We start from the raw sequence: 12,198 nt of genomic DNA on the forward strand, positions 1-12,198 counted from the left end.
GGCGCGGGCCGCCGGTGCAAGGCCCGGCCGCGCGGCGCCGGCGGCGGTCCGCCGGTGCGCATTGTTGACGGCCGCGCCCGAACTGTTGCCGAAACCCCCGGAAATGCGCCATATTCCCGCCCCCTTTCGACCGTAGAAAGGTCATCCGAGCAGAGGAATGATTGACGGTCATGAAATCGCTAACCGCCCACTTCCTGCGTGATGAATCCGGCGTCGTCTCGGTCGACTGGACCGTGCTGAGCGCCGCGACGGTGGCGATGTCGCTGGCGACGGTGGCCGTGCTGAGCGGGGCCATCCAGGGGCTGATCTCGCGGCTCGACGCCGAGCTGCGCGCCCAGCAGATGAGCGACAATTTCGTGGTCTTCACCTCGGCCCATTTCGAGCCGCTCTACGAGGGCAACCACATCACCGCCGAGGCGGCCGAGGGCCTGTTCGCCCTCGCCAACGAGATGATGAACCAGGAAGTCCTCGACGCGCTGGAATACGGCCTGCAGGCGCTGGAAAACGGCGAGCTGTCGCCCGACGATATCGCGGTGCTGATCGCCATCGGCTCGGTCGCGGCCCAGCGGAACCTCGTGCCCGACGAGATCCTCGACTACTACTTCGGCTTCTACGGCGGCACCGCACGCGTCTACGACGCGCTCTGAGCGCCGCCGCAGCCCCGGTCAGGCCCCGGGCTTCACCCGCCGCGTGTCGGGATGCAGCGAGGTGCCGAGGATATGCTCGGCCCGGTGAATCACGTGCCCCGCCTGCCCCACGATCAGCGGATCGGGCGCCTGCACGATCTTGTGGTCCTTGCCGGGGTAGTCGAGGCTGTCGAGGAAGTGCCGCATGCAGTTCAGCCGCGCGCGCTTCTTGTCATCCGACTTGATCACCGTCCAGGGCGCGTCGGCGGTGTCGGTGTAGAAGAACATCGCCTCCTTCGCCTCGGTGTAGTCGTCCCACTTGTCGAGGCTGGCGCGGTCGATGGGGCTGAGCTTCCACTGCTTGAGCGGGTCGGTCTCGCGCGCGGCGAAGCGGCGGCGCTGCTCCTCGCGGGTCACCGAGAACCAGTACTTGTAGAGCCGGATGCCCGAGCGCACGAACATCTGTTCCAGCTGCGGGGTCTGGCGCATGAATTCCAGGTAGTCGTTCGGCTCGCAGAAGCCCATCACCCGCTCGACCCCCGCCCGGTTGTACCAGGAGCGGTCGAAGAACACGATCTCGCCGGTCGTCGGCAGGTGCTGCACGTAGCGCTGGAAGAACCACTGGCCCTTTTCCAGCTCGGTCGGCTTGTTCAGCGCGACCACGCGCGCCTCGCGGGGGTTCAGGTGTTCCATGAAGCGCTTGATGGTGCCGCCCTTGCCGGCCGCGTCGCGCCCCTCGAACAGGATCACGATCTTCTGCCCGGTCTCGGACACCCAGCGCTGCACCTTCAGCAGCTCGGCCTGCAGCTTGGCCTTCTGCGCCTCGTAGGCGGCGCGGCGCAGGCGCGTCTCGTAGGGGTAGGCGCCGGTCTCGAAGGCCTGCCGGATCTCGGCCGGGGTCGGATTCGCGCGGCGGCGCGCGCCGGTCTTGGCCGCGGGCGCCGCCGGGGACGCGGGCACGGGCGCCGCCGCCGCGGGGGCCTCGGGCGCGGGCGCGGGCATGGCAAGGGCGTCGGTCTCGGCCGCGGCGGTCGCCGCGCCGTCTTCGGCGGTCATGTCTTTCACGGGCTCGGTCCCTTCCTGGCAGGAGAAATTCTTGCCACCGACCCTTATCGCAGAGGCGCCTGCCGCGCCTTGAGGCATGTCAAGAAACCGTCACATTCGGCGCAGCGATAGGGCCGCCCGGGCGCGGCGCATGGCCCCGGCGGGCGCGCCGGCCCGCACATCGGGTCGATGCACGGTGCGGGTTTCCCCCCGCCACCAAACCTGCCATGATGCATCGCCAAGGCCACAAGATAGAGCAGCACCCGAGACCATGGCGGACGACCTCCTGAGCAACACCCCGGATCCGAACGCCTACGACGCCTCCTCCATCGAGGTGCTCGAGGGCCTCGAACCCGTGCGCAAGCGTCCCGGCATGTACATCGGGGGCACCGACGAGCGCGCCCTGCACCACCTGGTGGCCGAGGTGCTCGACAACGCGATGGACGAGGCCGTCGCGGGCCACGCCACCCGGATCGAGGTGGAGCTGCACGAGGACCACAGCGTCACCATCCGCGACAACGGCCGCGGCATCCCGGTCGACCCGCACCCGAAGTTCCCCGACAAGTCCGCGCTCGAGGTGATCCTGTGCACCCTGCACGCCGGGGGCAAGTTCTCGGGCAAGGCCTACCAGACCTCGGGCGGCCTGCACGGCGTGGGCGTCTCGGTGGTCAACGCCCTGTCGGACCACCTGCGCGTCGAGGTCGCCCGCAACCGCGAGCTTTTCGTGCAGGAGTTCTCGCGCGGGCACCCACAGGGGCCGATCCGCGCCGCGGGCCACGTCGCCAACCGCCGCGGCACGGCCGTGACCTTCCACGCCGACGAGCAGATCTTCGGCCACCACCGGTTCCGGCCCGCGCGGCTGCTCAAGATGGTGCGCTCCAAGGCCTACCTGTTCTCGGGCGTCGAGATCCGCTGGAAGACCGCCATCGACGACGGCGAGACCCCGGCCGAGGCCGTGTTCCACTTTCCCGGCGGCCTGTCCGACTACCTGAAGGAGACCCTCGGGTCGGCCGCCACCTACGCGGACACCCCCTTCGCGGGCAAGGTCGAGTTCCAGCCGCGCTTCGGCCAGCCGGGCTCGGTCGAATGGGCGATCAACTGGACGCCGTCGCGTGACGGCTTCATCCAGTCCTACTGCAACACCATCCCCACCCCCGAGGGCGGCACCCACGAGGCCGGGTTCTGGGCCGCGATCCTCAAGGGCATCCGCGGCTACGGCGAACTGGCCGGCAACCGCAAGGCGCAGAACATCACCCGCGACGACATCGTCTCGGGCGCCGGCGCGCTGGTGTCGTGCTTCATCGCGGAACCCGAGTTCGTCGGCCAGACCAAGGACCGGCTGGCCACCACCGAGGCCGCCCGCATGGTCGAGGGCGCGGTGCGCGACCACTTCGACAACTGGCTGGCCGCCAACACGAAATCCGCGGGCGCGATCCTCGATTTCCTGGTGCTGCGGGCCGAGGAACGGCTGCGGCGCAAGGCCGAGAAGGAAACGGCGCGCAAGTCGGCCACGAAAAAGCTGCGCCTGCCCGGCAAGCTGGTCGACTGCTCGCAATCCAACCGCGACGGCACCGAGCTGTTCATCGTCGAGGGCGACAGCGCCGGCGGCTCGGCCAAGATGGCCCGCGACCGCACCACCCAGGCGCTGCTGCCCTTGCGCGGCAAGATCCTGAACGTGCTGGGCGCCGCGTCGTCGAAACTGGGCCAGAACGCCGAGATCAACGATCTCTGCCAGGCGCTCGGCGTCGGGATGGGCACCAAGTTCAACATCGAGGACCTGCGCTACGACAAGGTCATCATCATGACCGACGCCGACGTCGACGGGGCGCATATCGCCTCGCTCCTGATGACCTTCTTCTTCACGCAGATGCGGCCGATGATCGACCGCGGGCACCTCTACCTCGCCTGCCCGCCGCTGTTCCGCCTGACCCAGGGCGCGAAACGCGTCTACTGCCTCGACGAGGCGGAAAAGGACGCCTGGCTCAAGAAGGGGCTCGGCGGCAAGGGCAAGATCGACGTGTCCCGGTTCAAGGGCCTTGGCGAAATGGACGCCAAGGACTTGAAGGACACCACGATGGACCCAAGTTCCCGGAAACTCATCCGGGTGTCGGTGGATGAGGATGCGCCGGGCGAGACCGGCGATCTGGTTGAACGGTTGATGGGCAAGAAGCCCGAGCTGCGCTTCCAGTATATCCAGGAGAACGCGCGCTTCGTGGAGGAGCTCGACGTCTGAGCATGACCCGCCGCCTCTTCGTGCACGTGGGCCCGCCGAAAACGGGCACCACGGCGATCCAATCCCTGTTCCGCGACCTCGGCGACCCGCGCCTGGCCTATCCCACGGCCGGGCAGTGGCCCGACGGCGCGCACAACCTGCTCACCTTCGCGCTGCGCGGCGAGACCAGCTGGGGCGCCATCGTGATCCCGCCCGTGGCCGAGCTGATGCCGCAGGTGTCGGCCGAGCTTGACGCCGCGCCGGCCGACGCGCTGATCAGCTCCGAGGGCCTCGCCAACGTCGCGTCCTACCGCCAGCTCCTCGACGCGCTCGGCCCGACGGTGGCCCGCTTCGACGCGGTGATCCCGATCCTCACCCTGCGCCACCCGCTGGAACGCGCCGCCTCGGACTACAACCAGCGCGTCAAGGACGCCCAGCACGGCGAGCGCGCGCTGCCCGACGACGACCTCGCCCGCCGCATCGACGCGCTGCGCATCACGCCGATGATCGAGGCCTGGCGCCGGGTCTCGCCCGAGACGCGGCTCCTGTCCTACCACCCGGCCGAAAGCCTGCTGGCCCGCTTCTGCGCGCTGGTCGGACGCCCCGACCTGACCCCACCCGAGACGCCCTGGCGCAACCGGTCCCTCGGCGGCGTCGGCCTCGCGCTCCTGCTCCTCGGCAACCGCCTCCTGCCCGACCCGGCCGCCCGGCACCGCTTCCTCGCCGAGGACCTGAAAGACCAGCACGGGCTGCGGCTCTGGCGCGGCGCGAGCTTCCCCTACTCGGACGCCGCCGTGGACCGCGCGATGGCCACGACCGTGACCCCGGACCTCGAGGCCGCCCGCGACCGCCACGGCGTCGACCTCACCGCCTGGACGCGGCCGCCCCGCGCCACGCTGTCCGAGGCCGACCGCGCCCAGATCCGCCAGGTGGCCGAGGCGTTCCTGCCCGCCTCAGACCGCCGCGCGGCCGAGATCGAGGCGGTGATGGCGGCGTTTCCGGCGGCGTGAGGGCTGGCACTTGGCCCCGGTCGTCGGGTAGATGCACGCGCGGGACGGGCGCCGCGCCGATGGACGGCGGGGCGCGCGGCCCGGGGGCCCCGGGCCCGGTCACTGGTAAACACTGCACGGTTCGTGGAGAGATCTGATGTCCAAGGCACGCACCCCCGCCACGCTCGCCGCCGGCGCCGCCCTCGCCCTGGCCGCCTGCGGCCCCGACGCGCTGGTGATGAGCCGCACCACCGGGGTCACCGGCACCGGCGGCTTCTCGGGCGCGACGCTGCGCAATTCCGGCGAGATGGTGCTGGAACTGCCCCAGGAGACCTTCACCGGCCGCTGGGTCGCGGTGCGCGAGGGCGCGAACCAGAGCCTCGAACTGCTCAGCGCCTACGGAAGCGGCTCGATCCTGCGGTCCACGGCGAACCTGCTGTCCGAGACCGAGGCCGGCTTCGGCACGGCGATCCTGACCTCGGACAAGGGCCGCTCCATGCGCTGCGAGTTCCGATATTCCGGCGTCAACATCACCGCGATCGGGGTCTGCCAGACCACGAACGGCGAGATCTTCGATCTGCAGGTGTCGTAGCGGGACGCTGCGCCGGGCGCGCCTCGTCCCGCCACGCGCCACCCGGCCCGGCCGACGATCACGGCCCACCCCACAACCATTGACACCGTCACCCACCCCCGCGACACTGCCCCTCAGGGCAGCGGAGGACCCACCCCATGTGCTGGAGCGAACCGGCGAGCCTCGCCATGGCGGGCCTCGGCGCGGCGGCCGCGGTGGTGACCGCCCGGCGCGGCGACACGCCCGCCATCCCCGTCACGCTGGCCTTCTTCGCCGCGATGGAGGCGCTGCAGTTCTGGGGCTACCAGGCCATCGACCAGTGCGGCCTGCCCGGCAACCGATGGGCGACGATCCTGTCCTGGGTCCACATCGCGCTGCAGCCGACCTTCATCAACGCCTTCGCGCTGGCCGTCGTCGCCCCGGCGCTGGCGCCCGCCCGGCGCCGCCTCGTCCTCGCGCTGGCCGGCCTCGCCTCGGCGCTGCTGCTGCTGCGTCTGGCGCCCTTCGGCTGGGCGGGCGCCTGCCTGCCGGGCACCCATCTGTGCGGGCCCGACTGGTGCACCCGCAGCGGCACCTGGCACCTGGCCTGGGACATGCCGCTGAACGACCTGGCCGGCGCGCTGACCGGCGGGGTGCTGACGCGCTGGGGCGCCTACCCCGACTACATGCTGGCGGTGTTCGTGTTGCCGCTGGCCTATGGCGGCTGGCGCTTCGTGCTGATGCACGCGAGCCTCGGGCCGGTGCTGGCCACGCTGCTCACCGACGACCCGGGCGAGATGCCGGCGATCTGGTGCCTGTTCTCGGTCGGCCTGGTGCTGCTTGCCCTCAGCCCCTGGCTCAGGGCCCGCGTCGGCCCTACCCCCGCCCGGCCAGCTGGGTGAGCGCGACCCCCGCCGCCATCACCACGATCCCGGCCAGCCGGAGCGGCGACACCTCGGCCACCCGCGCCCCGAAGAGACCGAAATGGTCGATGAGGGCCGCCGACACCAGCTGCCCCAGCAGCACGAAGAACACCGCGTTGCCGACCCCGAAGCTCGGCGCGACATAGGTCACCGACAGCACGTAGAAGGCCACGAACAGCCCGCCGAGGAACAGGTGGCGCGGCTGCGCCGCCAGCGCCGCGAAGGCCCCTGTGCCGGTCGCCAGCACCGCGACCCCGGTGGCGCAGAAGGCCACCACGAACAGCACCAGCGCCGCCGCCGCGGGCGAGCCGATGTTGGCCCCCAGCCGCGCGTTCAGCGCCGCGAGGATCGGGATGCCGACCCCGGCCAGCAGCATCACCATCGCCTGGTATCCCATCGCCGGGCCCTTCCCTGTCACGAACACATGCCCCGCGGCTCGATCCCGTCCCAGGGCAGGTACAGCTCCACCGCGTCGGCCCGCGCGCGCCAGGGCGTGACCGGCATCGCCTGCCCGATCAGCCGTTCCAGCCGCGCCGTCCGCGCCCCCGCGGGGTCGAGCGCCCGGCAGCACACGTATTCCTCCACCAGCGACGCCTGCGCCTCGTACCCGTAGTCGAGGAAGCGCCGGTCGTCCTCGGTGTCGAACAGGTAGGGGTCCTCCACCGTCGCGTGCTCGCGCGCCGCGCGCCACGGGTGGTAGCCGGTCACCGCCCGGTTCTGCCACTGCCAGACATGGGTCATCTCGTGGGCGAAGAACATCGCCGCGTAGAGGTGCCGCCGCCCGTCCGCCATGACCGTGTAATCGGGCACATGCATGTCGGGCCGCACCATCAGCGTGTTGAACAGGACCATGCCGCCCGTCCGCCCCTCGACGACCGGGCCCTCGGGGGGCGGGGCCACCCGCTCGCGGCAGGTCACCTGCGGCCGCGCCGGGTAGCGCTGCACGATCAGCCCGAGGAACGGGTTGCGCGCGATCCGCACCGGCACCGGGTCGAAGCTGTCGGCCTGCAGGTCGGCCATGTAGGCCCGCTCGGCCTCGGTCAGGGGCCGGCCGCAGGCGGTCAGCAGGATCAGGCTCAGGCAAAGGACAAGGACGGCGCGCATGGGGGCACGATAGGCGGGCCGCCCCCGGCCCCGCAACGCCCTTGACGCCGATCAAGGCGGCGGGCGCGCCGCCGGCGCAGTGTGGCGCCATCCCCAGTCCCGGAGGAGGAGACCCCCCATGCGCACCCCCATCCAGACCCTCGCCGCGATCTGCCTTGCCGCGGCCCCCGCGCTGGCCCAGGACGCGGAGGCGGGGCGCGCGCTCTACCTCGAGTTCTGCGCCACCTGCCACGGGCTCGAGGCGCGCGGCGACGGGGTCATGGCCGAGGTCCTGACCATCGCGCCGCCCGACCTGACGGGGCTTGCCGGCGGGGGCGCCTTTCCCACGCTGCAGGTGGCCCAGCAGGTCGACGGCCGCCACCCGCTGCTGGCCCACGGGGGCGACATGCCGCTGTTCGGCCGCTGGTTCGAGGGCGACGGCGCCGACGTGGCGCTGGCAGGCCCCGGCGGCCAGCCGATCCTGATGGGCCGCCCCATCGCCGACCTGATCACCTACCTGATGGAGATCCAGCGCTGACAGGAAAACGGGGGCCGCGCGCGGCCCCCGCTCCCGTTGCCCGTGCGGGCCGTCAGTTGAACCAGTAGTTGAAGCCCACGGTCAGGGTCTGCACCGTGGCCTCCTGCTGCGTCCAGATCGCGGCCCCCGGCCCGGTGATGTCGGTGCGGAAATCGCCGAAATCCATGTGGCTCAGGTCGATCCGCCAGGTCATGTTGTCGGCCAGCCGCCCCTCGGCGCCCAAGCCCACCAGCCAGCCGGTCCGCGTCTCGGTCTCGCTGATCCAGGTGCCGTTCTGGTCGTGCCCCGAGGTGAAGCGCCCCACCGCGGCGCCGGTGCGGCCGTACACCAGGGCATTGCCCACCGGCACGCCAAGCCGCCCCGCCACCGTCAGCAGACCGTCGAGATCGCGGCTGAACACCGGCACCGAGCCGATGGTCGACTGGGTCGATTCCTCGTGCACGCCGCCCGCCGACAGGCCCGCCTCGACGCCCAGAACGTAGGACCCCATGTCCCAGGACCGGCCGGCGTGCAGGCCGCCGATCATGCCGTTGCCGTCCATGTCCGACAGCCCGAACCCGGCATAGCCGTTCCGCGGCGTGAAGGCGCCGAAATCGCCCGACAGGGCCACGCCGCCCAGATGGCCGCCGACATAGAACCCGTCCCACTCCTGCGCCGACGCCGCCCCGGCCAGCGTCGTGGCCGCGGCCATGCAACCGGCAATCACCCAACTCCTCATCGGTCTTTCCTTCCTTGTGCGTTCCACGGACCGCGCCCCGCGCGGCCCTGTCCCGTCGCTAGGCGACGCCATCCGAGGTTTGGTTGACAGAGATCAATACATCTCCGCGAAACCAACACCGTGGCAGACCGGCCACAGGTGGGACGCGTGGCTTGATGCGGATCAAGGCCCGCGCCCCCGCGCCGGTCTAGTGTCGATCCCGGGGGCCAAAGCGGGAGTGACCATCATGAAACCCTGGATACCGGCGCTGCTCGTGGCCCTGGCGGCCGCGCCCGTCGCGGCGCAGGACCCCGACGCGGGCGCGCAGCTCTTCGCCGAAAGCTGCGCGGTGTGCCACGGGGCGGGCCTGCGCGGCGACGGCCCGATGGCCGAGCTGCTGGTCACGCCGCCGCCCGATCTCACCCGCATCTCCGCCCGCTACGGCGGCAGCTTCCCGCGCGCCGGCATCGCGTGGAAGATCGACGGCCGCGACCCGATCCTCGGCCACGGCGGCGACATGCCGCTCTACGGCTTCCGCTTCTCGGCGATGTCCGAGGTGCTCACCAGCCCCGGCGGCCAGACCGTGCTGACCAGCCCCGAGGTGGTCGACCTCGTGGCCTTCCTCGAATCGATGCAGGAGTGACGGGCCTCAGCCCGCCGCCTCGGCCTTCTCCTCGAGCACCAGCCACTCCTCCTCGGCGGCGGCCAGCTTGTCCTGCCGTTCCGCCAGCGCCTCGGTCGCCTTGCGGAACTTCACCGGCTCGCGGCTGAACAGCTGCGGGTCGGACAGAAGCTCGTTCAGCTTGCCGATCTCGGCCTCCAGCCGCGCGATCTCGCCCGGCAACGCCTTCAGCCGGTGCGCCTCGGTGAAGCTCAGGCCCGGCTTGGCCGCGGGCGCCCTGGGCTTGTCCTTCGGCGCCTCGGCCTTCGCGGGTTTCGCCTTGGCGGGCTCCACCGCCTCGACCGCGCCCCGCTGCGCCACCATGTCCGACCAGCCGCCGGCATAGACCACCGCCCGGCCGCCGCCTTCCAGCGCCACCGTCACGCTCGCCACCCGGTCGATGAAATCCCGGTCGTGGCTGACCAGCAGCACCGTGCCCGCGTACTCACCCAGCAGGTCCTGCAACAGGTCCAGCGTCTCGATGTCGAGGTCGTTGGTCGGCTCGTCCAGCACCAGGAGGTTGCTCTCCCGCGCCATGATCCGCGCCAGCAGCAGCCGTGCCTTCTCGCCGCCCGAAAGCGAGCGCACCGGCGCGCGCGCCTGCGCCTCGTCGAACAGGAACTCCTTGAGGTAGCCCACCACGTGCCGCGGCTGCCCGCGCACCAGCACCTGGTCCGACCGGCCCCCGACCCGCGTCGCGGGGTCCTCGGTCAGGCTCTCCCACAGGGTCGCCTCGGGGTCCAGCTGCGCGCGCGCCTGGTCGAACACCGCCATCTCGAGGCCCGTGCCAAGGCTCATCGTCCCCTCGTCCGGCGCCAGCTGCCCCGTCAGCATGTTCAACAGCGTCGTCTTGCCCGCCCCGTTCGGCCCCACGAAGGCCACCCGGTCGCCCCGCAGCACCCGCAGGTCGAAGGGCTGCAGGATCACCTGCTCGCCAAAGCGCTTGGCGATCCCCTTCGCCTCGATCACCCGCTTGCCCGACTGCGGCCCGGCCTCCAGCGCCATCTCGGCCGCGCCCTGCCGCCGGATGAGGCCCGCCCGCTCGGCCCGCATCGCCTGCAGCGCGCGCACCCGGCCCTGGTTGCGCTTGCGCCGGGCGCTGATGCCCTCCACCGCCCATTTCGCCTCGGCCTTGATCTTTCGGTCGAGCTTGTGGCGGCTCTGGTCCTCCTCCTCCCAGGTCTTGTCGCGCCAGGCCTCGAAGGCGTCGAAGCCCCGGTCCTGCCGCCGCACCACGCCCCGGTCGAGCCACAGCGTCCCCTTCGCCAGCGCCGTGAGAAAGGCGCGGTCGTGGCTGATCAGCACGAAGCCCGCCCTGGTCGCCGCGAGCTCCCGCTCCAGCCAGCCGATCGCCTCGATGTCGAGGTGGTTCGTCGGCTCGTCGAGCAGCATCAGCTCGGGGGCCTCCGCCAGCAGCCGCGCCAGCGCCGCCCGCCGCCGCTCCCCGCCCGAGGCGCGCCCCGGCTCGGCCCCGAGCTTCAGTTTCAGCCCCTCGGCCACCGCCTCCACCCGCCAGCCCTCGCCCACCGGCAACCCGGAGGCGGCATAGTCGCCCAGCGTGGCAAAGCCCGCGAAATCCGGGTCCTGCTCCATGTAGCCCACGCGCACGCCCTCGGGCGTCACCACGGCCCCGGCGTCGGGCTCCACCAGCCGCGCCATCACCTTCATCAGCGTCGACTTGCCCGACCCGTTGCGGCCGACCAGCGCCAGCCGGTCGCCCTCCTGCACCACCAGCGACAGGTCGCTGAACAGGGGGTTGCCGCCGAAGGTCAGCGAGATGTCGGTCAGTTGCAGGAGAGGAGCGCGCGCCATGGCCGCGAGCTAGAGGGCCGGCCCGCCGCCGTCAAGCGTCCCGCCGTTCCCCTTCATCTTTCCCCAAATACGCAAGCCCGGCCGGTCCCCCCGCGCGCCGTCCCGGACGGAAGACCGCGCGCCGCGGCAGCGGCGCGCGCCCCCCGCGCCGGCGGAGCCGGCGCCACCGCCCGGCAGGGCGGCCGGCGTCAGTTCTTGCTCGCCGTCTCGCCGCAGATCGGCGCGTCGGCCGCGCCCTCGCACAGCCCCGCGGCAGCGGCCGTCGCCGCCGGCGCGGCGTCCTTCTTCTCCGCGATGGCGGCCTGCACCACCGCCGGCGCCGCGGTCGCCGCCTCGGGCTTCACCGTCGCGGACGGCTCGGCCGTCGCGAGGGCCAGTCCGGCACTGGCCAGAACGAACACGCCGGAAAGACACACAGACTTCATGAGCTGCCTCCTTTGCAGACGGTCACGCGCGCGGATTTGGGCAAGCCCGCAGCCCGTTGAAGCCCCGCTCACGCAGCTGTGATCGCCATGCGAAAAGGGCCGCCCACGCGGGCGGCCCTTTCCTGGAAAACAAGGCTCTGACGGATCAGCGCTTGGAGAACTGGAAGCTCCGGCGCGCCTTGCGCTTGCCGTACTTCTTGCGCTCGACCACGCGGCTGTCGCGGGTCAGGAAGCCCGCCGCCTTCAGCGCGCCGCGCAGCGACGGCTCGTAGAACTGCAGCGCCTTCGAGATGCCGTGCTTCACGGCGCCCGCCTGGCCCGACAGGCCGCCGCCCTTGACGGTCGCCATCACGTCGAACTCGCCCTCGACGCCGGCCACCTGGAAGGGCTGGCGCAGGATCATCTGCAGCACCGGGCGCGCGAAGTAGGCGTCCATGGTCTTGCCGTTGACGGTGACCTTGCCGGAGCCCGGCTTGATCCAGACGCGGGCTACCGCGTCCTTCCGCTTGCCGGTGGCGTAGGACCGGCCGAGCGCGTCGCGGACGGGGGCGCGCGGGGTGTCGTCGAAGGCGACGGCGGTGGTGCCGGCGTCCACGGCGCCTTTCAGCGCGTCGAGCGAAGAGAGGGTCTCGGCCATG

The 12,198-nt window shown here is 71.7% G+C and carries 14 protein-coding genes; 7 read left to right on the forward strand and 7 right to left on the reverse strand.

Annotated features, from left to right (window positions below):
• Nucleotides 1-170 precede the first annotated feature (170 nt).
• Entirely contained in the window at nt 171-647 is a 477-nt protein-coding gene (locus tag HCU73_RS16655) for a Flp family type IVb pilin (RefSeq protein ID WP_168624607.1), read from the forward strand.
• Between the two features lie 18 nt (nt 648-665).
• Here HCU73_RS16655 and ppk2 read toward each other — a convergent pair whose 3' ends face one another.
• Nucleotides 666-1,628 carry a polyphosphate kinase 2 gene (gene ppk2, locus HCU73_RS16660; protein ID WP_420853591.1) on the reverse strand — a complete coding sequence of 321 codons (963 nt, stop codon included), beginning with the start codon at nt 1,626-1,628 and terminating at the stop codon, nt 666-668.
• A 313-nt stretch (nt 1,629-1,941) separates the two neighbouring features.
• Between ppk2 and parE the strand changes: the two genes are divergently transcribed.
• The 4 genes from parE to HCU73_RS16680 all read left to right on the forward strand — a co-directional run bounded on the left by parE (nt 1,942) and on the right by HCU73_RS16680 (nt 6,323).
• Nucleotides 1,942-3,903 (forward strand): DNA topoisomerase IV subunit B, encoded by a 1,962-nt coding sequence (gene parE, locus HCU73_RS16665; RefSeq protein ID WP_168624609.1) that lies wholly within the window; start codon nt 1,942-1,944, stop codon nt 3,901-3,903.
• A gap of 2 nt (nt 3,904-3,905) precedes the next feature.
• On the forward strand, nt 3,906-4,892 hold the full coding sequence (locus HCU73_RS16670; protein WP_168624610.1) for a hypothetical protein: 987 nt from the start codon (nt 3,906-3,908) through the stop codon (nt 4,890-4,892).
• Nucleotides 4,893-5,028: 136 nt separating this feature from the next.
• On the forward strand, nt 5,029-5,463 hold the full coding sequence (locus HCU73_RS16675; RefSeq protein ID WP_168624611.1) for a hypothetical protein: 435 nt from the start codon (nt 5,029-5,031) through the stop codon (nt 5,461-5,463).
• 137 nt (nt 5,464-5,600) lie between these two features.
• Nucleotides 5,601-6,323: a DUF5765 domain-containing protein gene (locus HCU73_RS16680; RefSeq protein WP_168624612.1), complete on the forward strand. Its 723-nt coding sequence runs from the start codon at nt 5,601-5,603 to the stop codon at nt 6,321-6,323.
• Here HCU73_RS16680 and HCU73_RS16685 read toward each other — a convergent pair.
• Both HCU73_RS16685 and HCU73_RS16690 read right to left on the reverse strand, forming a co-directional pair.
• Complete coding sequence (locus tag HCU73_RS16685; RefSeq protein WP_168624613.1) at nt 6,298-6,741, reverse strand: DMT family transporter; 444 nt, start codon at nt 6,739-6,741, stop codon at nt 6,298-6,300. The genes HCU73_RS16680 and HCU73_RS16685 overlap by 26 nt on opposite strands.
• A gap of 17 nt (nt 6,742-6,758) precedes the next feature.
• Nucleotides 6,759-7,448 carry a hypothetical protein gene (locus tag HCU73_RS16690; RefSeq protein WP_168624614.1) on the reverse strand — a complete coding sequence of 230 codons (690 nt, stop codon included), beginning with the start codon at nt 7,446-7,448 and terminating at the stop codon, nt 6,759-6,761.
• A gap of 118 nt (nt 7,449-7,566) precedes the next feature.
• Between HCU73_RS16690 and HCU73_RS16695 the strand changes: the two genes are divergently transcribed.
• Entirely contained in the window at nt 7,567-7,965 is a 399-nt protein-coding gene (locus tag HCU73_RS16695; protein WP_168624615.1) for a c-type cytochrome, read from the forward strand.
• A 52-nt stretch (nt 7,966-8,017) separates the two neighbouring features.
• On the opposite strand, the gene HCU73_RS16700 is transcribed toward HCU73_RS16695, so the two are convergent.
• The gene (locus HCU73_RS16700) at nt 8,018-8,683 is read right to left on the reverse strand and encodes an outer membrane protein (RefSeq protein WP_168624616.1); all 666 of its coding nucleotides are present in this window, start codon (nt 8,681-8,683) and stop codon (nt 8,018-8,020) included.
• 226 nt (nt 8,684-8,909) lie between these two features.
• Between HCU73_RS16700 and HCU73_RS16705 the strand changes: the two genes are divergently transcribed.
• Nucleotides 8,910-9,305: a c-type cytochrome gene (locus HCU73_RS16705; RefSeq protein ID WP_168624617.1), complete on the forward strand. Its 396-nt coding sequence runs from the start codon at nt 8,910-8,912 to the stop codon at nt 9,303-9,305.
• Between the two features lie 6 nt (nt 9,306-9,311).
• Here HCU73_RS16705 and HCU73_RS16710 read toward each other — a convergent pair whose 3' ends face one another.
• From HCU73_RS16710 to rpsI, 3 genes are all read right to left on the reverse strand, one after another.
• Nucleotides 9,312-11,135, reverse strand: coding sequence for an ABC-F family ATP-binding cassette domain-containing protein (locus HCU73_RS16710; RefSeq protein WP_168624618.1), 1,824 nt, complete (start codon nt 11,133-11,135; stop codon nt 9,312-9,314).
• A gap of 188 nt (nt 11,136-11,323) precedes the next feature.
• On the reverse strand, nt 11,324-11,560 hold the full coding sequence (locus HCU73_RS16715; protein WP_168624619.1) for a hypothetical protein: 237 nt from the start codon (nt 11,558-11,560) through the stop codon (nt 11,324-11,326).
• A gap of 145 nt (nt 11,561-11,705) precedes the next feature.
• Nucleotides 11,706-12,197, reverse strand: coding sequence for a 30S ribosomal protein S9 (gene rpsI / locus HCU73_RS16720; protein WP_168624620.1), 492 nt, complete (start codon nt 12,195-12,197; stop codon nt 11,706-11,708).
• Between the last annotated feature and the right edge of the window lies 1 nt (nt 12,198).

Origin of the sequence: Roseicyclus persicicus (assembly GCF_012395815.1) — a bacterium.
Classification (GTDB): Bacteria; Pseudomonadota; Alphaproteobacteria; order Rhodobacterales; family Rhodobacteraceae; genus Roseicyclus; species Roseicyclus persicicus.

Bases quoted from the DNA above. Each gene is read 5' to 3' on its own strand.
- HCU73_RS16655 (WP_168624607.1), top strand. From the start codon at position 171: ATGAAATCGCTAACCGCCCACTTCCTGCGTGATGAATCCGGCGTCGTC.
- ppk2 (WP_420853591.1), bottom strand. From the start codon at position 1,628: ATGCCCGCGCCCGCGCCCGAGGCCCCCGCGGCGGCGGCGCCCGTGCCC.
- parE (WP_168624609.1), top strand. From the start codon at position 1,942: ATGGCGGACGACCTCCTGAGCAACACCCCGGATCCGAACGCCTACGAC.
- HCU73_RS16670 (WP_168624610.1), top strand. From the start codon at position 3,906: ATGACCCGCCGCCTCTTCGTGCACGTGGGCCCGCCGAAAACGGGCACC.
- HCU73_RS16675 (WP_168624611.1), top strand. From the start codon at position 5,029: ATGTCCAAGGCACGCACCCCCGCCACGCTCGCCGCCGGCGCCGCCCTC.
- HCU73_RS16680 (WP_168624612.1), top strand. From the start codon at position 5,601: ATGTGCTGGAGCGAACCGGCGAGCCTCGCCATGGCGGGCCTCGGCGCG.
- HCU73_RS16685 (WP_168624613.1), bottom strand. From the start codon at position 6,741: ATGGGATACCAGGCGATGGTGATGCTGCTGGCCGGGGTCGGCATCCCG.
- HCU73_RS16690 (WP_168624614.1), bottom strand. From the start codon at position 7,448: ATGCGCGCCGTCCTTGTCCTTTGCCTGAGCCTGATCCTGCTGACCGCC.
- HCU73_RS16695 (WP_168624615.1), top strand. From the start codon at position 7,567: ATGCGCACCCCCATCCAGACCCTCGCCGCGATCTGCCTTGCCGCGGCC.
- HCU73_RS16700 (WP_168624616.1), bottom strand. From the start codon at position 8,683: ATGAGGAGTTGGGTGATTGCCGGTTGCATGGCCGCGGCCACGACGCTG.
- HCU73_RS16705 (WP_168624617.1), top strand. From the start codon at position 8,910: ATGAAACCCTGGATACCGGCGCTGCTCGTGGCCCTGGCGGCCGCGCCC.
- HCU73_RS16710 (WP_168624618.1), bottom strand. From the start codon at position 11,135: ATGGCGCGCGCTCCTCTCCTGCAACTGACCGACATCTCGCTGACCTTC.
- HCU73_RS16715 (WP_168624619.1), bottom strand. From the start codon at position 11,560: ATGAAGTCTGTGTGTCTTTCCGGCGTGTTCGTTCTGGCCAGTGCCGGA.
- rpsI (WP_168624620.1), bottom strand. From the start codon at position 12,197: ATGGCCGAGACCCTCTCTTCGCTCGACGCGCTGAAAGGCGCCGTGGAC.